25 protein-coding genes are annotated in these 25,824 nt (G+C 50.0%); 10 read left to right on the forward strand and 15 right to left on the reverse strand.

The genetic code is table 11. The features are described 5' to 3' along the window. Positions 1 to 14: 14 nt before the first annotated feature. From map to B7982_RS08765, 4 genes are all read left to right on the forward strand, one after another. The gene (gene map / locus B7982_RS08750) at positions 15 to 776 is read left to right on the forward strand and encodes a type I methionyl aminopeptidase (RefSeq protein ID WP_072826825.1); all 762 of its coding nucleotides are present in this window, start codon (positions 15 to 17) and stop codon (positions 774 to 776) included. A 161-nt stretch (positions 777 to 937) separates the two neighbouring features. Next, positions 938 to 1,273 carry a hypothetical protein gene (locus B7982_RS08755; protein WP_088660411.1) on the forward strand — a complete coding sequence of 112 codons (336 nt, stop codon included), beginning with the start codon at positions 938 to 940 and terminating at the stop codon, positions 1,271 to 1,273. A 20-nt stretch (positions 1,274 to 1,293) separates the two neighbouring features. Next, positions 1,294 to 1,581, forward strand: a complete 288-nt coding sequence (locus B7982_RS08760; protein ID WP_088660412.1) for a hypothetical protein — start codon at positions 1,294 to 1,296, stop codon at positions 1,579 to 1,581. A gap of 12 nt (positions 1,582 to 1,593) precedes the next feature. Next, positions 1,594 to 2,292 (forward strand): EcsC family protein, encoded by a 699-nt coding sequence (locus B7982_RS08765; RefSeq protein WP_088660413.1) that lies wholly within the window; start codon positions 1,594 to 1,596, stop codon positions 2,290 to 2,292. Positions 2,293 to 2,407: 115 nt separating this feature from the next. Here the strand turns inward: B7982_RS08765 and B7982_RS08770 are convergent, their stop codons facing one another. Then, positions 2,408 to 2,725, reverse strand: a complete 318-nt coding sequence (locus tag B7982_RS08770; RefSeq protein WP_088660414.1) for a TRL-like family protein — start codon at positions 2,723 to 2,725, stop codon at positions 2,408 to 2,410. A gap of 219 nt (positions 2,726 to 2,944) precedes the next feature. Here B7982_RS08770 and fusA point away from each other — a divergent pair, with 219 nt between their 5' ends. Further along, a complete protein-coding gene (gene fusA, locus B7982_RS08775; protein ID WP_088660415.1) occupies positions 2,945 to 5,074 on the forward strand; it encodes an elongation factor G in 2,130 nt (709 codons plus the stop codon). Between the two features lie 300 nt (positions 5,075 to 5,374). On the opposite strand, the gene mazG is transcribed toward fusA, so the two are convergent. Next, on the reverse strand, positions 5,375 to 6,172 hold the full coding sequence (mazG, locus tag B7982_RS08780) for a nucleoside triphosphate pyrophosphohydrolase (RefSeq protein ID WP_088660416.1): 798 nt from the start codon (positions 6,170 to 6,172) through the stop codon (positions 5,375 to 5,377). Positions 6,173 to 6,337: 165 nt separating this feature from the next. Between mazG and B7982_RS08785 the strand changes: the two genes are divergently transcribed. Next, a complete protein-coding gene (locus tag B7982_RS08785) occupies positions 6,338 to 7,210 on the forward strand; it encodes a DNA-processing protein DprA (protein ID WP_088660417.1) in 873 nt (290 codons plus the stop codon). Between the two features lie 4 nt (positions 7,211 to 7,214). Next, the gene (locus tag B7982_RS08790; RefSeq protein WP_088660418.1) at positions 7,215 to 7,493 is read left to right on the forward strand and encodes a septum formation initiator family protein; all 279 of its coding nucleotides are present in this window, start codon (positions 7,215 to 7,217) and stop codon (positions 7,491 to 7,493) included. A gap of 23 nt (positions 7,494 to 7,516) precedes the next feature. On the opposite strand, the gene B7982_RS08795 is transcribed toward B7982_RS08790, so the two are convergent. From B7982_RS08795 to B7982_RS08855, 13 genes are all read right to left on the reverse strand, one after another. Beyond that, complete coding sequence (locus B7982_RS08795) at positions 7,517 to 10,573, reverse strand: efflux RND transporter permease subunit (RefSeq protein ID WP_088660419.1); 3,057 nt, start codon at positions 10,571 to 10,573, stop codon at positions 7,517 to 7,519. After that, positions 10,573 to 11,664 (reverse strand): efflux RND transporter periplasmic adaptor subunit, encoded by a 1,092-nt coding sequence (locus tag B7982_RS08800; RefSeq protein WP_088660420.1) that lies wholly within the window; start codon positions 11,662 to 11,664, stop codon positions 10,573 to 10,575. The genes B7982_RS08795 and B7982_RS08800 overlap by 1 nt, the downstream gene beginning before the upstream one ends. A gap of 120 nt (positions 11,665 to 11,784) precedes the next feature. After that, a complete protein-coding gene (locus B7982_RS08805) occupies positions 11,785 to 12,492 on the reverse strand; it encodes a hypothetical protein (protein WP_088660421.1) in 708 nt (235 codons plus the stop codon). Next, positions 12,492 to 13,997 (reverse strand): hypothetical protein, encoded by a 1,506-nt coding sequence (locus B7982_RS08810; RefSeq protein ID WP_088660422.1) that lies wholly within the window; start codon positions 13,995 to 13,997, stop codon positions 12,492 to 12,494. The genes B7982_RS08805 and B7982_RS08810 overlap by 1 nt, the downstream gene beginning before the upstream one ends. An 88-nt stretch (positions 13,998 to 14,085) precedes the next feature. Then, a complete protein-coding gene (locus B7982_RS08815) occupies positions 14,086 to 16,920 on the reverse strand; it encodes an MBG domain-containing protein (RefSeq protein ID WP_088660423.1) in 2,835 nt (944 codons plus the stop codon). A gap of 179 nt (positions 16,921 to 17,099) precedes the next feature. Beyond that, a complete protein-coding gene (rplI, locus tag B7982_RS08820; protein WP_012820326.1) occupies positions 17,100 to 17,546 on the reverse strand; it encodes a 50S ribosomal protein L9 in 447 nt (148 codons plus the stop codon). 16 nt (positions 17,547 to 17,562) lie between these two features. Beyond that, a complete protein-coding gene (gene rpsR, locus B7982_RS08825) occupies positions 17,563 to 17,814 on the reverse strand; it encodes a 30S ribosomal protein S18 (protein WP_012820327.1) in 252 nt (83 codons plus the stop codon). Then, on the reverse strand, positions 17,814 to 18,185 hold the full coding sequence (gene rpsF / locus B7982_RS08830) for a 30S ribosomal protein S6 (RefSeq protein WP_012820328.1): 372 nt from the start codon (positions 18,183 to 18,185) through the stop codon (positions 17,814 to 17,816). The genes rpsR and rpsF overlap by 1 nt, the downstream gene beginning before the upstream one ends. A gap of 135 nt (positions 18,186 to 18,320) precedes the next feature. After that, positions 18,321 to 19,445: a hypothetical protein gene (locus tag B7982_RS08835; RefSeq protein WP_088660424.1), complete on the reverse strand. Its 1,125-nt coding sequence runs from the start codon at positions 19,443 to 19,445 to the stop codon at positions 18,321 to 18,323. A gap of 19 nt (positions 19,446 to 19,464) precedes the next feature. After that, positions 19,465 to 20,400: a tryptophan-rich sensory protein gene (locus B7982_RS08840; protein WP_233138458.1), complete on the reverse strand. Its 936-nt coding sequence runs from the start codon at positions 20,398 to 20,400 to the stop codon at positions 19,465 to 19,467. Further along, positions 20,397 to 21,020: a hypothetical protein gene (locus tag B7982_RS08845; RefSeq protein ID WP_088660425.1), complete on the reverse strand. Its 624-nt coding sequence runs from the start codon at positions 21,018 to 21,020 to the stop codon at positions 20,397 to 20,399. Before B7982_RS08845 ends, B7982_RS08840 begins: the two co-directional genes overlap by 4 nt. Then, positions 21,002 to 21,436, reverse strand: coding sequence for a hypothetical protein (locus B7982_RS08850; RefSeq protein WP_158212991.1), 435 nt, complete (start codon positions 21,434 to 21,436; stop codon positions 21,002 to 21,004). Before B7982_RS08850 ends, B7982_RS08845 begins: the two co-directional genes overlap by 19 nt. A 213-nt stretch (positions 21,437 to 21,649) precedes the next feature. Next, complete coding sequence (locus B7982_RS08855; protein WP_085490815.1) at positions 21,650 to 22,645, reverse strand: tryptophan--tRNA ligase; 996 nt, start codon at positions 22,643 to 22,645, stop codon at positions 21,650 to 21,652. A gap of 126 nt (positions 22,646 to 22,771) precedes the next feature. Between B7982_RS08855 and B7982_RS08860 the strand changes: the two genes are divergently transcribed. The 3 genes from B7982_RS08860 (at position 22,772) to B7982_RS08870 (ending at position 25,717) form a co-directional block, all read left to right on the forward strand. Then, positions 22,772 to 23,932, forward strand: coding sequence for a ribonuclease D (locus tag B7982_RS08860; protein ID WP_088660427.1), 1,161 nt, complete (start codon positions 22,772 to 22,774; stop codon positions 23,930 to 23,932). Positions 23,933 to 23,955: 23 nt separating this feature from the next. Further along, complete coding sequence (locus B7982_RS08865; RefSeq protein WP_088660428.1) at positions 23,956 to 24,540, forward strand: 5-formyltetrahydrofolate cyclo-ligase; 585 nt, start codon at positions 23,956 to 23,958, stop codon at positions 24,538 to 24,540. A gap of 82 nt (positions 24,541 to 24,622) precedes the next feature. Then, positions 24,623 to 25,717: an RNA methyltransferase gene (locus B7982_RS08870; RefSeq protein ID WP_088660429.1), complete on the forward strand. Its 1,095-nt coding sequence runs from the start codon at positions 24,623 to 24,625 to the stop codon at positions 25,715 to 25,717. Positions 25,718 to 25,824: the final 107 nt, after the last annotated feature.

Below are 25,824 nucleotides of genomic sequence, written 5' to 3' on the forward strand. Positions count from 1 at the left end.
AAGAAGGCCTAGAAATGGCAAAGATCAAAGTAAAATCCGCAAAAGAAATCGAACTGATCCGCGATGCCGGCGCTCTCGCTGCCGAAACGCTGATCCGTGCTGGAGAAATGTGCAAGCCCGGCGTCTCCACGCTCGAAATCGATGAATTCATCGGCGACTACACTCGCCAGCACAAGGGCATCTCCGCCTGCATGGGCTATCACGGTTACCCGCGCTACGCCTGCATCAGCATCAACGAAGTTGTCTGCCACGGCATTCCGAACGCGAACACCATCCTCAAGGATGGCGACATCGTGAACATCGACATCACCACGATCCTCTCCGGCTACCACGGCGATACGTCTGCCATGTTCTGCGTCGGCAAGGTCTCTGACATTGCCCGCGAACTCGTCGATACGGCCAAGTTCTGCATGGAAGAAGGCATCCGCGCTGCAGGTGAAAGAGGCGCCCACTGGAACGACATCGGCTGCGCCATCCAGGACATCGCCGACGAACACGGCTTTAGCGTCGTCGAAGACTACTGCGGTCACGGCATCGGCCGCGGTTTCCACGAAGAACCGACTGTCTACCACTTCCGCAACTACGAACGTTGCCCGTTCATCGAAGTCGGTAACGTCTTTACGGTCGAACCGATGCTCAACGTCGGACGCCCGGGAACAAAGACTCTCGCTGACGGTTGGACCGCAGTGACCCGCGATGGCTCTCTCAGCGCCCAGTGGGAACACACCGTCGTGAAGACCAAGGATGGCATCGACATCCTCACGCTTCCGCGCTAAACCGCCGCATTTCAAATACTATAGAACGCCTCGCGCCGTAAAAAGCACGAGGTGTTATTTTTTTGCATTTTTCGCAAAAGAATATATATTACAACCGAAAAAACAGGTACACGAATTAACTAGTAACCAACAACTAGTAACTACCAACTAATAATAAAACCATGTCCTTCCTTTCTAACGCACGCGACAAAGCCATCGAGATGTTCTTCAGACGCAACGACTTCATCAACCGATTTGGTGAAATCCTGAACGTCGAAATCGATTCGCTTGAAAACCAGGCAAACGTAACCATCCTCCTGCATGGCGAATTCTCGCCGACCACACTTTGTGCGCACTACTGTTTCGAAGATACGGAACAAGGAACGATGATCGTCATAAACAAAGTAGAAAGCCCACGGACGCTCATTAACGAAATCGCCACCTTGTGGTTCAAAGACCATTCCATCAAGAAGGCTCTCCCAAAGGGTACGGGCTTGTTCGCTAAAATTTTGTTCTAACCGCCACAGAAGGTGTAATCATGGAAGAACAGCTTCAGAAAGCATTAAACAACGTGTCCTTCAGCGTCAATGCCGAAAAGCAGACAATGGACCTCACAGTCATCCCGCATGGAGAAACCTCCCCTATTTCGTTCCATTTGAACTATAAAATTGTCGAAAACGGCGAAAAAACCGAATTTTTTGTCACAAAAATCGCTTCAGATCGACTTTGGGTGGATGAAATTGTGAAAATGTGGTTAGAAAAAAGTAATTTTAATTATAAGATTCCTCAAAACATCGCAGGAATTGTTAAAATGTTCTTGAAATAGAAGGAGGCAGTTATGTTAAACTTTAACGAATTTAAAAAAGACGAATCCAGCTCCATTCAGGAAATGTTCAACTCAGTCGTCTTCAACCTGATTACGGACATTCCGGATTCGCTTCTCTGCCCCAACAGGGACCCCGATGCAAGAGCCGACATTCTCATCAAGCAAGCGGCCATCAAGGCTGCCGCCATAAGCACGTCGCTTTCTATACCGGCGGGTTTTACCGGCGTCCTGACCTCCATCCCGGACATTGCCGCCGTCTGGCGCATCCAGGCACAGCTAGTCTCCGACATCGCCTGCACTTACGGCAAGTTTGCCTTGCTCAGCCGTGAAGCCATGGTCTGGTGTTTATTCCGCCACAGCGCCGCATCGCTCCTCCGCGATGTCGCCGTACGCACAGGCAGCCGCATCGTCGTCCAGAAGCTTTCGCTTGCAGCCCTCCAAAAGTTGCTCCAGAAAATCGGCGTCAAGATTTCCGCGAACTTCCTTGGCCGCATCGCCCTCCGAGCCATCCCGGCAATTGGCGCGGTCGGTAACGGTGCATACACCTACTTCGACACAAACGAAGTCGGCAAGACCGCCAAATCCTACTTCAAGGCGCTCGAAGGGGTCGAAAAGCCGGAACTCGTCGAAAACTCTATAGACAAGGACCCAGAATCCACCGAAGAACCCGCCGATAGCGCAGAAGAACAAAAAGACAACGAAACGGTCTAGTAAGGCACACCACCATCGCTAGACCAACCTTTTTGGTCTGTTCAACATTTTTAAGCAACAAAAAAAAGACGGTATAAATACCGCCCTTTTTCTTTTTAATTTCTGGAATTAAAAATTATTCACCAGTCACGACGACAGTGTACTTGGCATAGATGCCGAAGAAGCTCGTTGCATTGACGTCAACGGTCTTAACCTTGGTGATACCGCCGTTTTTTGCAGCAGCTGCGATGCTTGCGTCACCCGTAGCGAAGATGCCGAGGATGGAGGAAGCAGAAGCTTCACCAGTCTTCGGGCCCTGATCGTTGGAGGTAGCGTTCACCGGATAGGTAACGTCCGAGTAGAGAAAGCCAGTAACCGGGGCAGAAGCCACTGCGCAACCAGAGAGAGCTGCAGCAGATGCGATTGCGGTAGCAAGAAGAAGAGTCTTTTTCATTATTTTACTCCTTTTTGTTTATTTGTAAGATGTGGCACAATGTAACAAAAAACTCTTAAAAAAAACAAATTTTGGAGAAAAAAACATTTTTTTTCAAAATTTTTCAAAAAATCACCAAAGAACCCCCTTTCAGGAAGGCAGGACTTGAACGTTCGCCCCTTTTTTTCTATTTTTGGGCGCAACATTCAATAACATCAACTCCATTAGTGGAATAAAAATATGAAAGACATTCAGCTGCACAGAAATATTGGTATTTCTGCTCACATCGACTCCGGTAAGACTACTCTTACCGAACGTATCCTCTACTTCACAAAGCGTATCCACGCTATCCACGAAGTTCGTGGTAAAGACGGCGTCGGTGCCACGATGGACTCCATGGAACTTGAACGCGAACGCGGCATCACGATTCAGTCTGCCGCTACGTTTGCAAACTGGACTCACACCAAGACCGGTGAAAAGGACTCCATCAACATCATCGATACCCCGGGGCACGTGGACTTCACGATCGAAGTGGAACGTTCTCTCCGCGTGTTGGACGGTGCTATCCTCGTCCTCACTGGCGTTGAAGGCGTCCAGTCCCAGTCTATTACCGTTGACCGCCAAATGCGCCGTTACCATGTGCCGCGCGTCGTGTTCGTGAACAAGTGCGACCGCTCTGGTGCAAATCCGCTCCGCGTTGCAGTCATGCTCAAGGAAAAGCTCAACCACAAGCCGTGCGTCATGCAGATTCCTATAGGTTTGGAATCCAATCTTAAGGGCGTGGTCGACCTTATCGAAATGAAGGCTTACTACTTCGAAGGCGAAAACGGCGACGACATGATCGAAAAGGATATTCCTGAAGAACTCGTCGACCAGGCTAACGAATACCGCGAAAAGCTCGTTGACTGCTGCGCTGACTACAGCGACGAAGTCATGGAAAAGGCTATGGAAGGCCAGTACGGCGTCGACCAGATCGACAAGGCCCTCCTCAAGAAGGTCATCCGCGAAGCTACCATCCGCCTCGACATCACTCCGGTGTTCATGGGTTCTGCTCATAAGAACGTTGGTGTCCAGAAGCTCCTCGACGGCGTTATCGACTACCTCCCGTGCCCGACCGACGTTGAAAACAAGGCTCTCGACCTCGACAACAACGAAGCTGAAGTTGTTCTCAAGTCCGAAGACAACGCACCGCTCGTCTGCTACGCATTCAAGCTCGTGAACGACCGCTATGGCCAGCTCACCTACGTCCGCGTTTACCAGGGTACCCTCAAGAAGGGCGACATGATCACCAACATGGCAACCGGCAAGAAGGTTTCCGTTGGCCGTCTCGTTCGTATGCACGCTGACGAAATGGTGGATATCACCGAAGCCGGTGCAGGCGACATCGTTGCTCTGTTCGGTATCGACTGCGCATCCGGTACGACTTTCACGGATGGCAAGAACCACTACAACATGACTTCTATGCACGTTCCTAACCCGGTTATCGAACTTGTTATTGAAGCCAAGAACCGTGACGACCTCGACAACATGTCCAAGGCCCTCAACCGCTTCACGAAGGAAGACCCGACGTTCCAGGTCGAAGTCGACAAGGAATCCGGTCAGACCATCATCAAGGGTATGGGCGAACTCCACCTTGACGTTTATATCGAACGTATGCGCCGTGAATACAAGTGCGACGTGACGACTGGTGCTCCGCAGGTTGCTTACCGCGAAACCATCACCCGTCCGGCCAAGTTCGACTACACCCACAAGAAGCAGACCGGTGGTTCTGGTCAGTACGCTAAGGTTGTCGGTGAAATGCGTCCGATGCCAGTCGAAGGCGACCAGGAAAAGGTCTACAACTTCGTCAACTCCGTCGTCGGTGGCCGTATTCCGAAGGAATACATCCCGTCTTGCGATAAGGGTTTCCAGAGCTGCATGGAAGCAGGTTCCCTCATCGGATTCCCGGTTGTCGGCATCGAAATGGAAGTCACGGATGGTGCATTCCACCCGGTCGACTCCTCTGATATGGCGTTCCAGGTTGCAGCCCGTATGGCCTTCCGCGAAGCTTTCGCTAAGGCTGGTGCTCAGATTCTCGAACCGATCATGAAGGTCGAAATCCAGACTCCGACCGAATTCCAGGGCGGTGTCGTGGGTAACGTTTCCCAGCGTCGTGGTGCAATCACTGGCACTAGCGAAGAACAGGGCATGACCACGATCGATGCAGAAGTTCCGCTTTCCGAAATGTTCGGTTATGCTACGGACCTCCGCTCCATGACCCAGGGTAAGGCAGAATTCACGATGGAATTCTGCAAGTACCTCCCGGTTCCGAAGAACATCCAGGAAGAACTCATCAAGAAGTACGGCGACAAGGTCAAGGCTAGAGCTTAGTCCTAGAACTTCTCGAAAGTTTAAAAGGCCTGCAACGGAAGTTGCAGGTCTTTTTGTTTGGGGTTAACACACACACAGTAATTCGTATAAAAGAAGAGTCCCGCAATGCTCTCACGGGACTCTCTTATAAACGTAACACTAGTAAGTTCTACTCCGCGATTCGATTCGGCTTCCCGTCTCAGAACCAGAATTTACTTGTGCCACAAGAATAATATAGCACACGAATTACGAGTGCGAACAAAATTTCGCGCACTCTTTTAATCCCGCGCGGAACATTCCAAATTGGAATAGCGGAGCCATTTAAGCATTCAACTTCGCTTCTTTCCAGAGCTTTTGCAGGCCCTCTAGGCCCACGTCCTTGATTTCCTGGCCCTGTTCCTTGACGCGGCGTTCCACTTCGCGGAAGCGCTTTTCGAACTTGTTGTTCGCGCGTTGCAGTGCGATGTTGGCGTTGAAACCGCAATGGCGAGCCACATTCACAAGGCTAAACATGATGTCGCCAAATTCATCTTCCAGGCGATCCACGTTTGCATTCTCGGGAGAAATCTTTTCCATCTCGGCACGGAATTCCGCAAATTCCTCTTGTGCCTTATCAAACACGGGAGCAGCCTCCCCCCAATCGAAACCGACTTTCGCCACGCGGCGGATAATATCTTGTGAGCGCGCAAGCGTAGGCATGCTCTTGCTGACTTTATCCATAATAGACTCGCCCGCATGCTTTAAGTTGTTTTTCTCCTGAGCCTTGATGCGTTCCCAACGGCGGCTCACGTCATTTGCCGTATCTACTTTAGCATCGCCAAACACATGCGGATGCCTGCGCACCATCTTTTCGCACAAGCCCTGGATCACGTCATCAATCGTAAAGTCGCCCTGTTCCTTGCACACCTGCGAATGGAAAACCACCTGGAACAGCACATCACCGAGTTCCTCGCACATGTGCTCTTTGTCGCCATCTTGCGCGGCATCGATAAACTCACAGCTTTCTTCAACCAAATATGGCAACAGCGAATGCGTGGTCTGCTGGCGGTCCCACGGGCAGCCGTTTTCCGAACGCAGACGAGCCATAATATCGACGAGATCCTTAAACGTGTACTTCATGCGCCCAAAGATAGAAAGTAAACGCGCCCCCTTGTTTTTCTGCAACAAATTCAGTAAATTAAGTCACAGCTTTATTAGATTCTTGCTTATATCGTTTCTTATATCCCTTAACTTTATTCTCACCAAATACGACACCCCAAAATACATCCAGGGTGTGACAATAGTATGGAAACGAAACTCTCTCCCGAAAATTATCCGCTCGCCTTGCGTGCATCCAAGTATAGTCCCAAGCAACTCTTTTGCAAAGGCTCTCTCCCCTCCAACGACAAAATCGGCATCGCCATGGTCGGCACGCGACGCCCATCCGCCAACGCCGAAGAACTCTGCAGGCGACTCGTCGATTCGCTCAAACCCACAAATGCCGTTGTTGTTTCAGGGCTTGCACAGGGCATAGACAGCTTTTGCCACCGCGCAGCCCTCGATGCAGGCATACCCACAATAGCCGTCTTAGCGCAAGGGCTAGACGCCAAAATCGAAGGGGAACGCAACACCCTCGCCAAACGGATTATCGACGCAGGAGGCGCCCTATTGAGCGAATACGAAGGCGACACGCCTGCCTACAAGGGGAACTTCATCGCACGGAACCGCATCATCAGCGGGCTCAGCCAATCGACGCTCGTGGTCCAGAGCCGTCAAAAAGGAGGCGCCCTACTCACCGCGCAATTCTGCCTAGACGAAGGGAAACCTCTCCTCGCCTGCCCCGGGAACTTCGACTGCGAACTCTACAGCGGCACGAACGCGCTCCTCGACAGCGGGCACGCCAAAGCGGTCTTCATCCCCGAAAGTCTACGGGCAGTCGCCGGAATTCCATGCCTCGAAGGGGCAAAAATCGAGCAATTGAGCACATACGGGGTACAACTGTCGGACGGGGCTCAAAAAGTCTTTGACCGGTTTAACGGATTCCGCAAAACATTTTCGGAACTTCAAGAAGATTTCGACTTTAAGGCGCCAGAACTTTTAGCTATATTGACGGAGCTAGAAATATCTGGTCTAGTCTCGTCAAAGGACAACTTCCAATTCTATTTTAACGGAGCATAATTAGTTGCACATACGACTTATTATTGGAATTGCCACCGCGATAACCTTCGCGTTCCTGGTCTTCCATTTGCTGTTCGGCAAGAACAGCATTCCGGAGCAGCGTAGAATCGCAAGGGAAATTGAGCTTTACCAGAAGCAAATCGACTCTCTGAGCAAGGTCATCGAAGAGCGAGACGAACTCATCCTGAAGTTAAAGACCGATTCCCTCTACAAAGAAGAAATACTGCGCACCCGCTACGGCATGAGCCGTGAAGGCGAAAAAGCATTTCAGCTGGTGAAGTAGCGGCGAAGCAGCCAGCCAACTGCTTATGCCATCTTGCTTGCATCAGTGTTGGTGCATTCGACCTTTCCGGCGAAGAAGCTATAGGCTGCAGGCACAATGAAAAGCGTCATGAACGTTGCAAACGTGAGACCGCCTACAATGGCAACACCCATTGCAATGCGGCTCGGGGTGCCGGTCAGGATGAGCGGCACTGCGCCCAATACTGTCGAAAGGCTCGTCATGAGGATTGGGCGGAAGCGGCGTTCCGCCGCCATCCGAGCCGCCTCGAGCTTGCTGCAGCCCGTATTCTCGGCAATCTGGTTTGCAAATTCCACGATCAAGATACCGTTCTTCGTCACGAGAGCAATCAAAAGAATCAAAGCAATTTCGCTAAAGATGTTGAGCGTCTGGCCCGTGACAAACAAGCTCACCAAAGCGCCAGAAAGTGCAAGCGGCACCGTAAAGAAAATCACAAACGGCGCACGGAAGCTTTCGAACTGCCCCGCGAGCACCAAGAACACAAGTGCTAGCGCAAGCAAGAACACCACGTAGAGTCCCGAAGAGCTTTCTTCGAATTCCTTGGAAGAACCGCTCAAGGTCGTGCTCACGCTCGGGTAATCCTTCAACAAGGTCTTTGCAATGCGGCGCATTTCTTCGACGCCATCACCAATCGTCTTGCCCGGCACAAGGCCTGCCTGGATGGTCGCTGCGCTAAAGCGGTTGTAACGCGGGAGCGACGGAGAAGCGGACTGTTCCTTGTACGTAATAAAGTTGTCCAAGCTCACCAACTCGCCCTTGCCGTTCTTGACCGTAAGCATTGAAAGATTTTCCGGCGTATCGCGGTACTGGTAACCGACAGCGCCAATGATATCGTACTGACGACCGTCCTTATAGTAATCGCCATAAGTCTGGTCGCTAATGGCAAGCTGCACCGCCTGTGCAATATCGTTCACCGACACACCTTCTTCATTTGCCTTGTCGCGCAAAATTTCGATGTGGAGTTCCGGCTTCGTGAAGCGCAAGTTGCTGTTCACCACGCTGAACACAGGGCTCTTGCTTGCCGCTTCTTCGAATTTAGGAACAAGGTCACGCAGCACTTCGATGTTCGGAGCCTGCAACACAAACTGCACTGGGAGGCCACCGCGCTGCGTACTAATGCTCTGCGGTTCAAACACCATCACGCGCAAATCCGGGTATTCGTTACCGAGCACCTGAATCACTCGGGCGATTTCACTCTGCGGACGACGAGCCTTCTTATCGTCGTTCAAGAACAAACGCATTCTCGAGTTGCCCGCATTCCAAGCACCCGCCTGGAATTCCGTGTATTCATTGGAATCGAGAATCGAAGTCACTTCATCGACAAATTCATCGGCCATGCGCTTGGTGCGCGAGAGGTTCACGCCTTCGGGCATGCTCATGTTCACCATCACAGCGTTGGAGTCTTCGGTCGGCGCCATTTCGCTACTCATGTTATTGAAGCAGAAATACGCTCCAAACAAGAGAACAGCCACAATCGGAAACAACAGCAAGCGCCATTTTAGGAATCCGCCAAGCAAACGTGAATACATCCCGTTCAGCCAGTCAAAGAACGGTTCCGTGAGTTTAAAGAAGGCGCCTTTCTTCTGGTGCTTCAGAAATTTAGAACAAAGCATCGGCGAAAGCGTCAAAGCGCAAAGCGTCGAGAGAAACACTGTTCCAATCATCACCGCCACAAATTCGCGGAACAAAAGTCCAGTTGTACCGCCCAAGGCAAGCACTGGAATAAACACCGCCATCAACACAACAGACGTTGCAATCACCGCAAAAAAGATTTCATTTGTTCCTGCAATTGCCGCCTGCTTCGGCGTCATGCCACTTTCAATCTTGTGATAAATGTTTTCCACAATCACAATGGCATCGTCCACAACAAGGCCAATCGCGAGGACCATCGCCAAAAGCGTAAGCACGTTGATACTGAACCCGCAAAGGTAAAGCACAAAGAAGCTACCAATCACAGATACAGGCACCACGACCATCGGGATAAACGTTGTACGGCCTTCGCGGAGGAACGCAAAGATAATCGCAATCACGAGAATAAACGCGATAAAGATGGTCTCCACCACTTCCTTGATGGACGCGCGGATGTTAATCGAAGTATCGCGACCGTAAAGCAGTTCCACGCCTTCCGGGATTTCACGACGGATGTCTTCGACGCGCTTGTAGAATTCGTTTGCAATTTCAACGTGGTTACTGCCCGGCTGCGCCATGAGAGCAAGCGTAATGGAATTCTTGCCGTTACGTCTAAAACCAGTACGCGTATCCTTCGGTTCGTAATGGATATCCGCGACATCAGAAATGCGGATCACGGTTCCATCTTCAGCCGTCCTCACCGCAATATTGCCAAAGGACTTTGGATCGAGAACTCGGCCAAGCGTACGAATCGAAAGCGTCGTTTCTGTACCTTCGATAGAACCAGACGGGAGTTCCAAGTTACCTTGTTTCAAAGCGGCCGCCATCTGCGCGCCCGAGACGCCAAGAGCCTGCATACGCACCGGGTCAATCCACAAGCGCACAACCGGGCGCTTTTCACCCCAAATTGCCACTTCCGAAACGCCGTTAATCGTCTGCAAGCGTTCCTTCACGTGGTTGTTCGCAATTTCCGAAACTTCCATCGGGTCGAACTTGTCGCTCACAAGGCTCACCATCAAAATCGGGTCGCTATCGCTATCGGACTTGTAAACTGTCGGTTCATCGACATCGTCCGGCAAGCGACGACGCACACGGCTCACGCGGTCGCGAATTTCGTTTGCGGCCGCTTCCAAGTCCATGCCCGTTTCAAATTCAATGCTGATGTAAGAGAAACCATCGCGGCTCGTAGACGTCAAAGCCTTGATACCTGACGCACTGTTGATGGATGCTTCCAAGATTTCAGTGACTTCCGCTTCGACCACGGCAGCGTTTGCACCTGGGTAAGAAGTACGCACCTGAATCAACGGATAGTCAACGTTCGGGTATTCACGAATGCCGAGAGAACTGAGCCCAAAAAATCCAAGCAACAGGATGACAAGCGCCATCACTGTCATGAGGACTGGGCGACGGACGGAGAGCTGGCTTACGCTCATTACTCTACCTCGTAATTGATCGAATGGCGGAGTCCCTTAATCTTGACATCGGCACCTGGACGGAGGCTCACAATACCCGAAACAATCACCGTATCACCAACATCAAGGCCCGAAAGCACCTGCACAGACATCGGCGTGCGGAGTCCCGTCGTGATATGCTTGATCTTAGCCTTGCCTCCCTGGCTCACAAACACGTAAGCGCCTTCCCTGTCGAGAATCATCGCTTCGGACGGGATCGTAAAGCTCTGCACGTTGCTAGCTTCCATCGCGACATTCACACTCACAAAGCTACCCGCAATGAGTTCGCCCTTTGCGTTATCGACATCGACCATCACACGGCGAGTACGGCTGCTTTCAGAAATCACGGCATCAAGCGCAGAGACAACGCCGAACTTTTCAACATTGCGTTCAGAGTCCTTGAGAGAAATCTTGTCGCCCACCTTGATGACAGACGCATAGCGCTGCGGGAGCGAGAACTTCGCCTTGAGTCGGTCCACTTCGCTGAGTTCAGCAATCGGGGTGCCAGAGTTGAGCCAAGCGCCCACGGACACATCGACAAAGCCAAGCTTGCCGCTAAACGGCGCACGGACTTCGGTCTTTGCAAGTTGAGCCTGGATAAGTTCTACGCTTGCCTGCGCAGACTTGAGCGATGCTTCTGCCGATTCCAAATCCTGCTTGGTCGCCCCGTTCTTTTCAAAGAGACCACGGATGCGCTGTTCCTTTTGCTCGGCAAGCATCTTGTTCGACTGCGCCTGCTTGAGCTGCGCACGGAGTTCAGAATCGTCAATCTTTGCGAGGAGCGTACCCTTCTTGACTATAGCACCGTCTTTAGCCTTGAGGCTCACCAAGCGGCCAGAAGTTGCCGCCGAAAGCGAAACACTGTTCTTCGGCACAAGAGTCGCCATCGTCTGGAAGTTCTTGCCCTGTGACCCAAGCTCTGCCACATAACCTTCGACATTCAGCACTCTCTGAGCGCCACCCTTTTTACCGCCATTGCCTTTGCCAGCAGGAGCGCCCTTGGCGGAATCGTCTTTACTACCACAAGCCACAAGAAGAAGAGAAGAGAGTGCTATTAAAAGAAGGTGTTTCATATTTTAGTTAGAAGTAGACGGTAGGGAGTAGTTTGATTATTTTCGCGTATTTAGATGATTAACACTGTAAAAAAGTTGCATAAAAAAGGACATTCCCGCACTGAGGCGGGAATGACAAAATTAGAATTTTACGTTCATGAAAAGCGCAGCACCATCTTCATAGAATTCCGGTTCGAACTGCACTTTGCTTGAGAACGACTTGGTCGAGGTGGCACGGTAAATGCGCCAGGCATCGAGCATGGAAACCACACGGTTCAGGATTAGCGCTCCCACAGAAACCTGGAACACGATGCGGCTTATGCGGTAATGACGCATACGGCTCTTAAATTCTTCTATATGTTCCGTCGATTCCGGATTGTCGGAGCTTCCCCAATCCCACTGGATGTCATTCGAAAATTCTTCATCGACCTTCTTGTCAGAGCGGATCATTGCCTGGTTGTAGTCCTCGTTCATGTCCGGCGAGGAGTTTTGTCCAAACACGCCCGAACGGCTACGATAGGACCCCACCGTATTCAGCAACGAAACATTCTTTTTGCCAGTAAGCCCAGCATGGCGCACAGCATAATTGTGAGCCGACGTCACATAGCGGTCCCCTATGACATAAGAGCCCACAGCCGTCACCCACAACGCAAGGTCAGTCCAGACAAACGGACGCACAAACTTCTTTTCGTTCAAGTAAAGTTCGCCCATGCCCGGTAAAAGCGCCGAAGCACCAACGGCCAAGAACACGTTCTTTTCGCTATTCTTATAGACGTTTTGATCAACGCTCACCACAATCTGCGAGAATGCGGCGACAGACGCAAGCAGTATGGCAAGAATAATGCGCATTAGAATCCCCAATTGGCGCGAACAGACCAGCCGAAGGAATCCTTGAACGAGATTCCGCTATCGAAATGCAAGTGGTCATACCAAGAAACATCTTCTTCATAGAGGACCTTGTTGTGAGCATTTGCAGTCAAAGCAGCATCCACGGCAGAAACGATATGGTTCAAGATGAGCCCGCCAATGAACCAAGCCTGCATGTCAGCATAATCATTGGCATCGCGGCGCATGGAGCGGTACTTGAGCATGTGTTCAGATTCACCCAGCGAAACAGTTTCAGCATCTTCATCTTCGAGGTTTAAGTCAATGGCCAAAGTACCGCCATTCTTAACATCATCCCAACCACGCACGTAAGCGCCTTCAGAAATAAGCTGGAAGAGTTCAGATTCCTTGTTGAACGAACGCTTGAAGTCCTTCATTTCATCGCCTAAGGACTTGTCCTTGTCCTTGAAGTTATTCAGATGAGTCTTGTCGTCGCTAAACAAGGCATCGTCCTGATAGCACTTGCCATAGGTCGCATCGCCATAAATTGCTTCGCAGAACGACTTACGTGTTCCCATATAACGGCTATTGAACGTAGACGGATAGAGGGAGCCTGCAGCGCTATAGAGATCACGCATGGCATCTTCGTATCGGCCAATGGAATAGTGCTGCTTGGCAAACTTCTTGTACTTATCCACCTGCTGGTTGTACTTGTAGATGGAGAAGTAACCCCAGCCACTCCACATGAACACTTCAAGTGCCATATAGACGCCACCGCGGACATACGTTGCCGTAGAGCCACCCACATACAGCTGACCTGCACCCGGCACCAAAAGCGAGAGGAACAAAGCCTTGCGCGGATTCTTGTAACGGCCCTTCAGCTCGTCAATGCCATGGACCTTAGAGACCTTCACCGGTCCAAGCAAATCACGACGGCTCATGCTATTCGAGGAGGCGGCAACAGAACTGCTGCTCACATCCGTAAGGCCTGCGGCCTGAGCCTGCGCAAGAGAATCGGCACGTCTCGAAGAATCGGCTTGGGCACGCACCCTTTCTGCTTCGGCAATTGCAGCTTCGCGCATGAGGGAATCACGTGCAGCGGAGTCCAAAACGGCGGTATCGACAATCGCCACAGCCGGAGCGGCCTCCACAGAAGAACTCGACTCGACCGGAACCACCGATGAACTAGAAGGAGCGCTAACCTCTACAGAGGAAGAACTCACGACGACAGCTGATGAACTGGACAAAATGACAGAAGAGCTCGAAACAGCCTTGCTGCTAGAGGACTTCGCTTTAGACTTTTTGGAAGCAGAGCTTGCCGGGGCCTTAGCCGCAGAACTTTCTGGAGCGACCGCCGGAGTAGCAGGCGCCTTTGTAGCTTCAGGAGCTACAGAAGCAGAACTCGCCGGAACCGAAGCCGGGGCCTTAGCTTCTTCTTCGAATTCAGCGAAAAGGTCTCGCACCTGGCCAAAAGAAAGCTGGGCGAGAGACAGACCTAAAAACAGAGGTAAAAGAGCAAACTTGCGCATATAACCTTAAAATAGCAAAAAATGTTATCAAAACAAAAAGTCTCGGACACAAATCCGAGACTTTCTACATTAAAATCTTAGTTAAAGGCTACTTGACACGGATACGCTGTGCAGATGCACCCACGCGGACCATGTAAATGCCAGCATTCGAAACCGGGATTTCGAAATTCGGGGATTCTACGACACCCGAGCGGAGCACTCTGCCCTGCATGTCGAGAACAGCGAAGCGCTGACCCACCTTAGAACCGCTCACCTGAATGCTGCGATTGCCAGAGGTAAGTCCAAATGCCTTTGCGCCCTTGACTGCAGCAATAGAAATTTCCTGGTCCGTAATCTTGAACGTGCCATCAATCGTAACGACAAAGTTGACATTTTCGAAGTTCGGAGAAATGTTGACAAAGTCAGATGCGACAAGTCCCATGGGGTAAACGCCAAGTTCCGTTTCAGTCATCAAAGAATCGCCCTTGTACGAAACGAATTCCTTCTTGTAAGCAAATTCTTCGGGCAACCAAGGTTCACCCGGAATGCGCATCGGGCTTACATCAAAGCTCTTGAGGGCCGAGACCTCGTTGCCATCGTCATACATAGCAATTACGTTGTCACCATAGATAGCAACGGTAATTCTCTGCGTGCAAGGCTTAATCGTAAAGTGTCCCTGTCTGATTTTCACAATGTAGTTCGGATTGTCAAAATCTTCGACAAACACACCCGAAATGCTATAGGTTTCATCATCAAGGAGAACGTCTTCACCCTGCTGACGCTTCATATAAAGTTCCGGCAATTCGTCACCATCAAGCAATCCCGAGACCGTATAGGTGTACTTTTCCGGATCGGCTTCGCTATAGAACTTGGACGTATCGTTCACAGTCACCGTCACAATCTTCTGCTTCACGGTAAGCGAGTTCGTTTCGTACTTGGTCACTTCATAGTTCGTGTTCGTCGGGCTCTTCTTGTCGAAGGTGAGTTCGTAGTCGCCAGCAGCAAGGAGACCTGTCTTGCCAAGAGACACGTGGATGTTATCGAGTTCATCACCTTCAAGAAGTCTATCGACAGACCATGTAAATTCAGTCGGAGTTTCATCGCCATACGTAATGGTATCAGCATTAGCAGAAACCACCAATGCTCTCGGTTCTACAACCAAAGCTCCATCCGTGACATCAAACGTTACATTGGGATAGTTCACCGAAGTGTTCTTGAAGTCTGCGGCAGAAATTCCCATATAATACTTGCCGGCATTCGTCCCTGCAATAACAGATTTGCCACTGTATTCGACAAACTTGAGGGAGTACGCTTCACTATTGGAAGAGATATCGTACCCCTTCACAGTATGTTCCTTGCCATCATATTCAACGGTATCGACATGTCCCGTAATCGTGACCACAATCTTATCGTCATTTGCGGTAATCGTCAACTGGCCATCTTTTGTACTGACGATGTAGTTCGGGTTCGATTCATCATCAACCGTAGCCGTAATGGCGTAGTCACCGGCATCTTCACCAGCTTCGCGCTTCAGAGAGACACCCTTCAGTTCATCCTTGACGCCGTCGAACGAAGCAATACCGCTGACCGTGTATGTCAGTTCAGGGTCCTTTTCGCCATACTTCTTGGTAATGTTATCGACAACCAAGGTAACGGCCTTTTGATTAATCGTCAGAGTACCCGGCTTGACAGTCAACGTATAGTTGGGGTTCGCGCCTTCTGCAAATTCAACACTGACCTTGTAAGTGCCAACATTTTCACCCTTGGCACGAGCAATCGTCGGAGATGCAAGCGATTCACTTGCTGTCACAAGGCCTTCGGCTTCATATGTAAATTTTGGGTCCTTTTCGCCGTAAGTCTTTTCGGCGTTGTTCATAGTCACCGTAGCGGCCTTCGGCGTAACAGTAAGCGTACCACCCTTCGTCGTCACCTTGTAGTTGGGATTAGAAGCAGCCTTCACCGAAGCGGTAACAGCGTATTCACCGACATTTTCAAGTCCCGTCGAAACACACTTAGCACAACTAATCGTAACATCCTTCAGCTTATCCGAGCCAAGAAGTCCTGTTGCCTTGTAGGTAAATGCAGGCGTTGCATCGCCATAAATCTTTTCTACATCATCGACAACAACATTTACCGGTGCAGGCTGAATAACGAATGTACCAGGAACAGTTTCCACATAGTAATCATCTGTTTCCATATTTTCGACAATTACAGAGATTAAATAGCCATCGGCTGTAACATTTTCACCCTTGGGTCTAGACAATTCAATGGTTCCCAACGCTGAATATTCGGACTCTTTGATATTTCCGTGAATCGTGTATTCAAACTCTGGATCTTTTTCACCATAAACCTTAGCCGTACTTGTAACCACCACAGTCACCTTGGTCTTGGTGATTGTAAATTCGCCCGGGGTGAAAGAGAAATCATAGTTGGGGAAATTCTTTTTCAAGCCTTCATAAATACCGTCTGCCAACGTAATCGGATAAGTAAAGACTTCCTCGCCGGCGTTTCTTGTGAGTTCAATAAATTCTTCCAATCCGGCCTGCAAACTCTCAAGAGCTTTCGCATCGAGGTTTTTTACCTCAGCCAATTTCCACGTAAATACCGGATCTTTAGTCCCCTTTTCCTTTTCGGCATTATCGATCAAGATTTTAATGGGCTTTTGTTCGATATCAAATTTTTTTTCAATGGGGTCTGTATTACCCTTCACAGTCACATAAACAGTTCCCGCATTGGCGCCCGCATTTATGTTTTCGCCATACGTTACGGAAAAATCGGTAAGTTCGACATCGTCACACATCACTCTTGTAACGGTCGGCTTAATCTGGTTTCCACTAAAAATGCCCAAACTCGGAGTTATCGCAACAGAGCAATCGCTGGCGGCGAATGCACTCGAAAACGCTGCAGATACAGCAAGAGCGAACAAAGCAATCTTTTTGATCATAAACCACTCTCTTTTTTAATTAATCTAACCCAATTAATCAAACCCAGTATAAAATATATTTTTTTGCTTACTTTTTCAACGGCGCCAGCCGTTAAAACGTTGTAAAATGGTACTATAACAAGCAAAAACCGCTCCCGATTGGGAGCGGTCCGTAAGATTTTCAGTGGAACTGAAGAGAATTACTTCTCTGCGACCACCCAAACCTTGACCTGTGCTTCAACGTCGCTGAAGACCTTGACAGTCACGGTGTAGACACCGAGCTGCTTGATCGGTTCAGCAAGGTCGATCTGAGCACGGGAAACCTTGACACCAGCCTTGGTGATTGCTTCAGCGATGTCACCTGCGGTCACAGAACCGTAGAGACGTTCGCCTTCAACAACGCGGCGTTCGAGGTTGACAGAAACCTGTGCGAGCTTTGCAGCAACATCGCCGGCGGCAGCGAGTTCCTTCTGGAACTGAGCTTCAACAGCAGCGCGGTTGTTTTCGATTTCAAGCTTGGCTTCCTTAGTTGCGCGAACAGCGAGCTTACGCGGGAAGAGGTAGTTACGTGCGTAACCATCCTTAACCTTCACGACGTCGAGCATTTTGCCCAAGTGGGGGACGTTAGCCTTAAGAATAATTTCCATAGTCTAGTTCCTCCTATTAGCGCATGCTGTCCGAAACGAACGGGAGAATAGCCATCTGACGGGCACGCTTGATAGCTTCGTTCAGCATACGCTGATACTTAGCAGAAGTGCCAGAAATGCGGCGCGGGATGATCTTGCCACGTTCAGAGATAAAGCGACGAAGAGTCTTTTCGTCCTTGTAGTCAATGAACTTGACGTTGTTCTCGGTGAACCAGCAAGTCTTCTTGCGGCGAATACGAGTAGCCTGCTTCTTATCTTCAAAAGCCATTATTCAGCCTCCCCTTCTTCTGCGTCAACCGGAATAATTTCTTCGGTGGACTGTGCCTGAGTCTGGTCGTAAACGATTTCGCTCATCGGATAATCAGCGAGGGTCATCCAGCGGAGAACGTTTTCGTTGAGCTTGAGAGCGGCTTCCATGTTAGCAACCACAGAGGCTTCGGCCTTGTAGTAGAAAATCACATAGTAGCCATGCTGACGCTTGTTGATAGTATAAGCGAGCTTGCGCTTGCCCCAGTCGTCACGGCGGAGAATTTCGCCGTTGCCGTTGGTGATGTTTGCAGCGATAGTCTCGACTTCAGCCTTGATAGCGTCGTCAGAGATCATAGCGTCGATGATCACCATCGTTTCGTATTGTCTCATAATGAGTCCCTTTGGTCTATCGCCCGGAAACCGACATTGGCTCCGGGAGGGTTCCGAATAAATCGGTGCGGGTAATATAGAAAAAAGCGTTCCGGATGTCAAACCTCGGGAGGTAGTCGCCCCCGAAAAGCATCGTTAAATCCCGAACTGGAGGCCGACAAATCCGGCTACGGCCCATTCCCCCACTCCACGATTGAAGTATCGCTGGAATATCATTTCGAAGGAAACCCACGTCGAGCGGAGGTTGTTGCGCCCCCATGGCCAGATTTCTTGCACATTGAACGCAATTCCCGGGCTGAACGAGACCAGTTGCGCCCATGAGAAGTTGAACTCGTAGCTTGCACTGCCCATAAGGCCCAAATAGCGGGACAAGGCAACACCCATGCCGACTTCGACACCAAGCGTAAAGCCATCGAGAGAGAACATCTTTTCGCAGTTCTTTTCGGAAACAGCATTCTGCGAGGATTCGCCTTCTTCGGACAGGCTGTCTAGTTCCGCAACCTTACTCGAATCCACTTCATCCGAGCGGTTCCTGCGGACGCCGTCCTTCAATTCCTTGCGGAATTCCGAGAGGTCGGTCGTCTCGAGTCCAAGCATGGCGCCAGCATAAAAGTCTGCGCCCGTAAAGCTCTTGTGGAACTTGACATTCAGGCGGTAGCGCTGGTACATGAGCATCATATCGCGGTCGAGCGTTCCCCCAAAGAAGCGGACGTCGAAGCCACCCGTAACATAGTCCCTATAATGGTATTCAAACTGGCCCTGCCACACGCCAAGGCAATCGCAGTCATCGGATGCTTTGAAAAGCCCGGCACCGATGCCGACAGAAATACCATCCTTCAAATACGCCGACTGGTGAGGCAACGGGATGTTGTACCCCTTGGGCTTTTCTTGCGCGCGTGCCGATTCGGGCATAATCACGTAAACGGTATCGACGATGGTATCGCGAACGATTTCGCTTTCTATTGCTGTATCTGCGACGGAGGTTGCCGAGATGGCGGGATTTGCAAAATTCGTAGAAACGTCAGTCGTACCGGACAGAGTAGCGGACTCCGGTGTCGCAGTGTCTAAATTTGCTGTTTTTTGCGAAGCTTTGCGAGAGGCTGTTTTGCGAGATTTCGCCGATTTGGATGTTGTAGACTTTTTAGTGACCACCTCGGACTTCGCTTTTTTCGCCTTAGAGCCAGAACGAACCGTACCGGAGCCTTTGGCTTCGGCATAGACATTCAAAATCAGCAAAAGGACTAAAAAAAGAATTCGCACGCTTGTAATTTAATAAAAATTATTTGCTATTGCGACTTGCCTCAATCTGTTGGATCCGTGCATTTTCTATTTCTGCACACTTTTTCGAGACCTTATCATAAGAAAGCGTCGTAAAAGTTTCGCGAGGAGGCATAAGATCGAGCATCATTTTTTCAATAGCCATAGCACCCTGCATTCCAAGTATGGAAGCATTGCTCAAATCCAATCGGCGACTGGTTTTACGTTTATAATCCTTCAGAGAGACATCAACAGAATAGCCATCCCAAACAAGATCCGAGTGGTATTCCTGTTTGTATTTTTCTATAGAATTTTTTAGTGATTTTGCAATTAAAGACTTTTCGGGACTCAGTAGCGCCCACTGGACCGAATCGATATTTGGCTTTATCCGATGTTTATAGCCTTCATCATCAATATTTTCAGCACTACACATGCGATAGGCGGCACGATAAAAAACAGAGTCATTCCGTTCTCTGACGGCTATGATGCGGGTATCATTCCACCAGGCGTCTTCCTGAATCATTTCTATTTCGTAATCAGCATTCTGCGCTAACTCCAATTCAACACTCTGCAATGGTTCATCAACAATTTCTCCAAACGGAAACATTTCTGAATCATGATAAACCAACCATTTAATGGCCAAGAACAGAAGCAACACAACGACAGAACCAGCTATTACATACAAAACTTTCTTCGTCTTAAAGAAATTCCCAATAAAAGCTCCCAAGACATATAACGCGAGAAAGAACAAGTCCTCAATAGCCATTTCTAAATCATTTTTGCCAACTAGCCATTGGACACTCCGGAACACGACAAATGCCGGAAGAAGCAAGCCAAGAACTAACCAAAACTTTTTCCACGACGTATTTTTACGGAGCGCAAAGAAAATAATTCCCGAGAGGATTACGGGAAGAATCTCCGTTGCAAAAGTCATTAAGCATTTGAGAATTTCATTCATTTTTCCTCCGATCTATTTAATTCTAGGGAATCTTTTTGATCAGGGGTTTTAACTTGTTCAGCAGCTGTTTTATTTTGTTGACTATGAACGATGCTTTCGACAAAAACGTTGCGAGGATCATTGCACTTTTTTGCAACATCCCTGTAAGAAAGCGTGGTATAAATTTCACGCGGAGGCATAAAGCTTTCGAACGTTTTTTCAATCGTCATGGCTTCGTACACATGGGAAAGTTTTGCATTCGGAAAATACAGACGCCGACGAGTTTTGCGTTTGTAGTCTTTGAGTACGACCGAAGAGCCATAGCCATCGAGAACCTCATCTATAGAAAGTTCCTGGCTGTAATCTTCAATAGATTTTTTCAACTTTCGGACAACCACCGACTTTTCTGAATCCATCAATATCCACTTGCCATCCGAAGTTCCACCGAATTGAATTGTCAATTTCGGTTCATCGTAATCATAATCGGTATTGGCACACATATTATAAGTAAACTTAAAAAATACGGAATCATTCTTTTCGCGGAAGGAGACGGTTTTGGAATCATCGCCCCATGCATCTGATTCAGACAAGAACATTTCATAATCTGCATCTTGGGTGGCTGCTAAATCGTTTTGTTCCAAAGGTTCATCGGAGATTTCTCCATAAGATGAACCATGAGGCTCCAACCGAAGAACAAGAAAATAAAGAACGGTACAATCACAACAAAAGGAACACTCAATCGATGCCAAATTTTTCTTGTATTGAACGCTCGGCCAAAAAATCCACAAACCATAAAAGAGAAGATATAGAGCAACATTGCCGCAAAAGGCAGCATTATTGAGAACAAGTAATCTACGACATCGCAATCAAAATTGGAAACCGCCCAAATATAGCCGCAAACGAGAGCGCAGAAAAGCGTAATCCAAAGGCCGAGCCAAAGTTTCTTTAAACGAAATTTCTTATAAAATAAAGCAAACAGAAAACTTAGCAAGTGCGGCAATACTGGCAAAATCATAAATTGTACCAGCATCAGATAATGCTCCGAGGGATTAGGCATGTGCGAAGTATCCCTAAAGAATTCTTGAAAAAAATTCCGATATTTGCCAAAAGAAATTTATCATAAGGTTCAATATACACAAAAGCTCCCGGAGGAAAATCCGAGAGCCTTGTAAAATGTTTTAAAAGGGAGATGCCCGGTTCCTTCGACTTCGCTCAGGACAGGCTCCGCCGGGCATGACAAAAGTAAAAGCCGAGCGGTCTCTTAGTCGCCTTAGTATGTACCAAGCAGATGACGCACGCGGTCCATCATGACCTTGGCCTTGGCGCGGGCGCGTTCCTTACCGTAAGCGAGAATCTTTTCGATTTCGTCGGTATGGTCGAGCAAGTAGAAGTACTTTTCGCGAGCGGCACCGAGATGTTCTTCGAGAACATTCTGGAGTTCCTGCTTGGCGTGGCCCCAGCCCATGCCACCTGCACGGTAGCGTGCTGCGAGAGCTTCGGTCTGTTCCGGCGTTGCAAAGAGTTTGTACAACTTAAACACATTGCAAGTATCCGGATCCTTCGGTTCTTCGATGCCCTGGGAGTTCGTCACAATCTTGCCGAGACGCTTCTTGAGAGCCTTCGGTTCAAGGAAGATGTCAATGTAGTTGTCGTAGGACTTGCTCATCTTGCGGCCGTCGAGACCCGGGATGACACCAGTGGATTCCTGGAAAACCGGTTCCGGAACGGTGAACACTTCTTCGCCAAAGTGTTTATTGAACTTGATGGCGATATCGCGAGCAAATTCGACGTGCTGCTTCTGGTCCTTGCCCACCGGCACGATGTCTGCGCTGAACATGAGAATGTCGGCATCCATAAGGCACGGGTAGCAGTAAAGACCCATGTTCACATTGGAGTCCACATCAACACCAGCAGCGGTGTTCGCTTCGACCTTTGCCTTGTAAGCGTGGGCGCGGTTCATGAAGCCCTTCGGCGTGAAGCAGCTGAGAGCCCAGCTAAGTTCAAAGATTTCAGGAATATCACTCTGCTTGTAGAACAGGGATTCTTCCGGGTTGAGACCAAGAGCAAGCCAAGTGGCCGCGACCTTGTAGATGTTCGCGCGCATTTCGGCGCCGTTCTGCACAGTCGTCAAAGCGTGATAGTCCGCGATGAAATAGACCGTGTCGTAAGTCTTCGTAAGTTCAAGAGCCGGGCGGATTGCGCCCACATAGTTGCCGAGATGGGGAGTACCCGTCGGCTTGATACCGGTAAGTGAAATCTTTCTCATGGCGTGCAATTTAGGAAAATTTCACTGTGCGTTACAGCACACTTGCGCGGGGAAAGTGCTGTGTTGGGGTAAATTCGGGGGAAAAATAGCGCGCTATCGATTTCTTTTATTACATTTCCTTGTCAAATGATTAAAGACGAGAAATACATATTGGTAGATAGTGAAGAATCGCTCGCAAACTTGCTTGCTGATTTGGAGCTTTATGACATGGCCGCTGTCGACACCGAGGCGGATTCCATGTACCATTACACGGCTCGTCTCTGTCTTATCCAGATTACCATTGGCGAACACCATTATATTGTGGATCCGCTTTGTGGGCTGGACCTTGCACCGCTGTTCAAGGCACGTGCAATGCAGACGCTGATTTTCCACGGTGCAGATTACGACCTCAGACTTTTGTGGCAGACTTACGGCTTTTCGCCGAAGAGCATTTTCGACACAATGCTTGCAGCAAAGATTCTGGGCGAACAGCACCTCGGGCTTGCCGATTTGGTCAAGGAATATTTTGGCGACGAGCTCAAGAAAGAAAACCAGAGAGCCGACTGGACGATTCGACCACTTTCGCTGGATATGTGCGAATACGCCATCCACGATACGTTCTACCTTCACGAGCTTTGTGCCATTTTAGCTGAAAAACTGCAACAGGCCGGTCGCATGAACTGGCTCACGGAGCAGTGCAACACGCTTATCGAACACGCAAGGACTCCGAACGCCCCGAAAAAAGATCCGTGGCGCATTACGGGTTCCAGCATTTACGGCCCCTGCGCATTGAACATCCTCAAGCACTTGTGGGAATGGCGCGAAAAGCAGGCCGAAGAACTCGACCGTCCACCTTATAAGGTGATGCAGTCCGAACTGATGCTTGCGATTGTGAATGCCCAGAATTCACATTTTCCGGAAGTCAGCGAAACGTTCCTGCCAAAGCTCCCCCGCAATTTCAAGGGAGACCGTCTAGAATCGTTCCTGAACATGCTCCGCACAGCGATGGCCGTCCCGGAATGCGATTGGCCGATGCGCCTCCCGAAGGCTCCACCACCGCCAGTCATCCCGCATTCGGACTTGCTCAACGCGCTTAAAACGTGGCGTGACGAAAAGGCCGAAGAGCTGAAAATCGATGCAGCGCTCCTCGCAAACAAGTCTCAGCTGATTTGGCTTGCCGCTCCGGGAAACATTCCGTGGGAAAAACGCTACGAAGAAGCGCACTTGATGCACTGGCAGCAAGGCCTCTGGAACGAGATTTTGCGTGACAAGTTGCCAACGGCAAAGCGCATTGGCGACGAAGAATAGAGCCTCAAAATAAAGGTTTTTAAATGGCCGCGTCCATCGTTATTGTAATCTTAGTGTTGCTGATTTTCGGCAGCAGTCCCATCGTCGAGATGATCTTGAAGATGCGTCGCATGAAAAAGGGCGATGACATCATCAAGGAACCGTGGCAGGAAATCCACGACATTCCAGGCTACCACGATGCAAGGAACATCGCTGCTTTTTACCCGCTCAAGGGAGAACCGAACATCATGCCGATTCTCGAGGAACTCGCCACCGAAGGACGCCTTTTGCTCCCAAAGTGCGAGGGCGAAGGCATCATGCACTTCTACAAGATTGCAAACCTCAAGAAGGACTTGGTCAAGGGGCACTATGGAATCATGGAGCCCCGCGAAGGCATCGAGAAGTTTGAAGGCGACATTCCTGTGTTCCTGGTCCCAGGCGTAAAGTTCAATTGGGATGGGAGCAGACAAGGACACGGCAAGGGATACTACGACAGGTTCCTCGCCAAATACCCTAACGCATTTAAGGCAGGGATTATGACTCCGGCGCAACTTTCCAAGGAACCGCTAGAGCAGAAAGAAACCGATGTGAAGATGCACACGGTGATTGCCTGTCGAGAAAAGTACTAGCGTGGAATTCTAAATTTTTAATGGAGATGCCCGCTCAGCGGCGGGCATGACAATTTAAACCTTTTCATGGAGAATCCAGAAAATGAGTTTCAATAATGACGACAGCCGTCGCGGTTTTGGTAACGATCGCAAGCGCCACTTTGGGCGCACAGCACGCCCCACATTCGATGAGGCGAAGTTCAACCGCGAACATCCGGACGAACCAGAACGCGCTCCCGAACGCCGTGGAGGCATCGGAAGCCAGGCACACCTCCGTCGCGACCGCGACGATTTCGCCAATCGCCCGAGCCGTTTCGACAGCGACCGTCCGAGCTTTGGCGATCGCCCGAAGCGCTTTGAAGGCGAGCGTAATTTTGGCGAACGCCGCGAATTTGACAAGAGCCGTGCTAACCAGGAAAACTTCGTGCCTGCAGTCGGTGATGCCGATGCTGCCCCGCAGGTCGCCGTCGGTGGTATCAAGGAAGTCGAAGAACTTTTGAACAAGAACCCGCTCCAGGTCCACCGAGTGCTCTTCATGCACAAGTCCGGCAACCCGAAGCTCTATGAACTCCAGAAGCTCGCCAAGCGCGCCCACGTGCACGTGCAGCAGGTCGATTCCAAGATTCTCGACAGCTACGCCCGCCCGAACCACGGCGTCGTCGCTCTCATGAACGAGAAGGAACTCCTGAACTGGATGGACGTCCGCGAAGAATTCTTCAAAGCCCGTGACACGGGCGAAAAGAAGCTCATCGCCGTTGCCACAAACATCGAAGACCCGCGTAACCTCGGTGCTTGCATCCGTAGCTCGCTCGCCTTGGGCGTCGATATTTTGCTCCTCCCCGCAAAGGGCATGTGCGGCATTACCCCGAGCGTCGCCCGCACTTCCGCAGGCGCACTTGAAAAGCTCCGCATCTGCCGTCCGGACAACCTTGAAGGCGCCATCGGCGAACTCAAGATGGCCGGCTACCAGATTCTCGGGCTCGATGCCGACACAGAAACAAACCTCGCCGGTTTCGACTTTGCAGACCACGTGGTGCTCGCCGTCGGTGGCGAAGACGTAGGCCTCCCCCCATTCATCAAGAAGCAATGCGACGCCGTACTCCGCATCCCGATGAAGCCCGAAGCTCATTCGTACAACGCATCTGTAGCCCTTTCGCTCGGCCTTTACGAATACGCTCGCTTGCGCATCAAAGCATAATTTGCACAAAACGCGCGAAATTAGCCGTTGTAAAGTTGTAAACGCAAACAACGTGTAAACAGAAATAAACGCACCCTTTCAACAAGGGTGCATTTATTTTTAGAAGA

Origin of the sequence: Fibrobacter sp. UWB2 (assembly GCF_002210425.1) — a bacterium.
GTDB lineage: Bacteria > Fibrobacterota > Fibrobacteria > Fibrobacterales > Fibrobacteraceae > Fibrobacter > Fibrobacter elongatus.

What these genes read in the sequence shown, in the direction of transcription:
- map (WP_072826825.1), top strand. Translation starts at nt 15, where the DNA reads ATGGCAAAGATCAAAGTAAAATCCGCAAAAGAAATCGAACTGATCCGC.
- B7982_RS08755 (WP_088660411.1), top strand. Translation starts at nt 938, where the DNA reads ATGTCCTTCCTTTCTAACGCACGCGACAAAGCCATCGAGATGTTCTTC.
- B7982_RS08760 (WP_088660412.1), top strand. Translation starts at nt 1,294, where the DNA reads ATGGAAGAACAGCTTCAGAAAGCATTAAACAACGTGTCCTTCAGCGTC.
- B7982_RS08765 (WP_088660413.1), top strand. Translation starts at nt 1,594, where the DNA reads ATGTTAAACTTTAACGAATTTAAAAAAGACGAATCCAGCTCCATTCAG.
- B7982_RS08770 (WP_088660414.1), bottom strand. Translation starts at nt 2,725, where the DNA reads ATGAAAAAGACTCTTCTTCTTGCTACCGCAATCGCATCTGCTGCAGCT.
- fusA (WP_088660415.1), top strand. Translation starts at nt 2,945, where the DNA reads ATGAAAGACATTCAGCTGCACAGAAATATTGGTATTTCTGCTCACATC.
- mazG (WP_088660416.1), bottom strand. Translation starts at nt 6,172, where the DNA reads ATGAAGTACACGTTTAAGGATCTCGTCGATATTATGGCTCGTCTGCGT.
- B7982_RS08785 (WP_088660417.1), top strand. Translation starts at nt 6,338, where the DNA reads ATGGAAACGAAACTCTCTCCCGAAAATTATCCGCTCGCCTTGCGTGCA.
- B7982_RS08795 (WP_088660419.1), bottom strand. Translation starts at nt 10,573, where the DNA reads ATGAGCGTAAGCCAGCTCTCCGTCCGTCGCCCAGTCCTCATGACAGTG.
- B7982_RS08800 (WP_088660420.1), bottom strand. Translation starts at nt 11,664, where the DNA reads ATGAAACACCTTCTTTTAATAGCACTCTCTTCTCTTCTTCTTGTGGCT.
- B7982_RS08805 (WP_088660421.1), bottom strand. Translation starts at nt 12,492, where the DNA reads ATGCGCATTATTCTTGCCATACTGCTTGCGTCTGTCGCCGCATTCTCG.
- B7982_RS08810 (WP_088660422.1), bottom strand. Translation starts at nt 13,997, where the DNA reads ATGCGCAAGTTTGCTCTTTTACCTCTGTTTTTAGGTCTGTCTCTCGCC.
- B7982_RS08815 (WP_088660423.1), bottom strand. Translation starts at nt 16,920, where the DNA reads ATGATCAAAAAGATTGCTTTGTTCGCTCTTGCTGTATCTGCAGCGTTT.
- rplI (WP_012820326.1), bottom strand. Translation starts at nt 17,546, where the DNA reads ATGGAAATTATTCTTAAGGCTAACGTCCCCCACTTGGGCAAAATGCTC.
- rpsR (WP_012820327.1), bottom strand. Translation starts at nt 17,814, where the DNA reads ATGGCTTTTGAAGATAAGAAGCAGGCTACTCGTATTCGCCGCAAGAAG.
- rpsF (WP_012820328.1), bottom strand. Translation starts at nt 18,185, where the DNA reads ATGAGACAATACGAAACGATGGTGATCATCGACGCTATGATCTCTGAC.
- B7982_RS08840 (WP_233138458.1), bottom strand. Translation starts at nt 20,400, where the DNA reads ATGAATGAAATTCTCAAATGCTTAATGACTTTTGCAACGGAGATTCTT.
- B7982_RS08850 (WP_158212991.1), bottom strand. Translation starts at nt 21,436, where the DNA reads ATGCCTAATCCCTCGGAGCATTATCTGATGCTGGTACAATTTATGATT.
- B7982_RS08855 (WP_085490815.1), bottom strand. Translation starts at nt 22,645, where the DNA reads ATGAGAAAGATTTCACTTACCGGTATCAAGCCGACGGGTACTCCCCAT.
- B7982_RS08860 (WP_088660427.1), top strand. Translation starts at nt 22,772, where the DNA reads ATGATTAAAGACGAGAAATACATATTGGTAGATAGTGAAGAATCGCTC.
- B7982_RS08865 (WP_088660428.1), top strand. Translation starts at nt 23,956, where the DNA reads ATGGCCGCGTCCATCGTTATTGTAATCTTAGTGTTGCTGATTTTCGGC.
- B7982_RS08870 (WP_088660429.1), top strand. Translation starts at nt 24,623, where the DNA reads ATGAGTTTCAATAATGACGACAGCCGTCGCGGTTTTGGTAACGATCGC.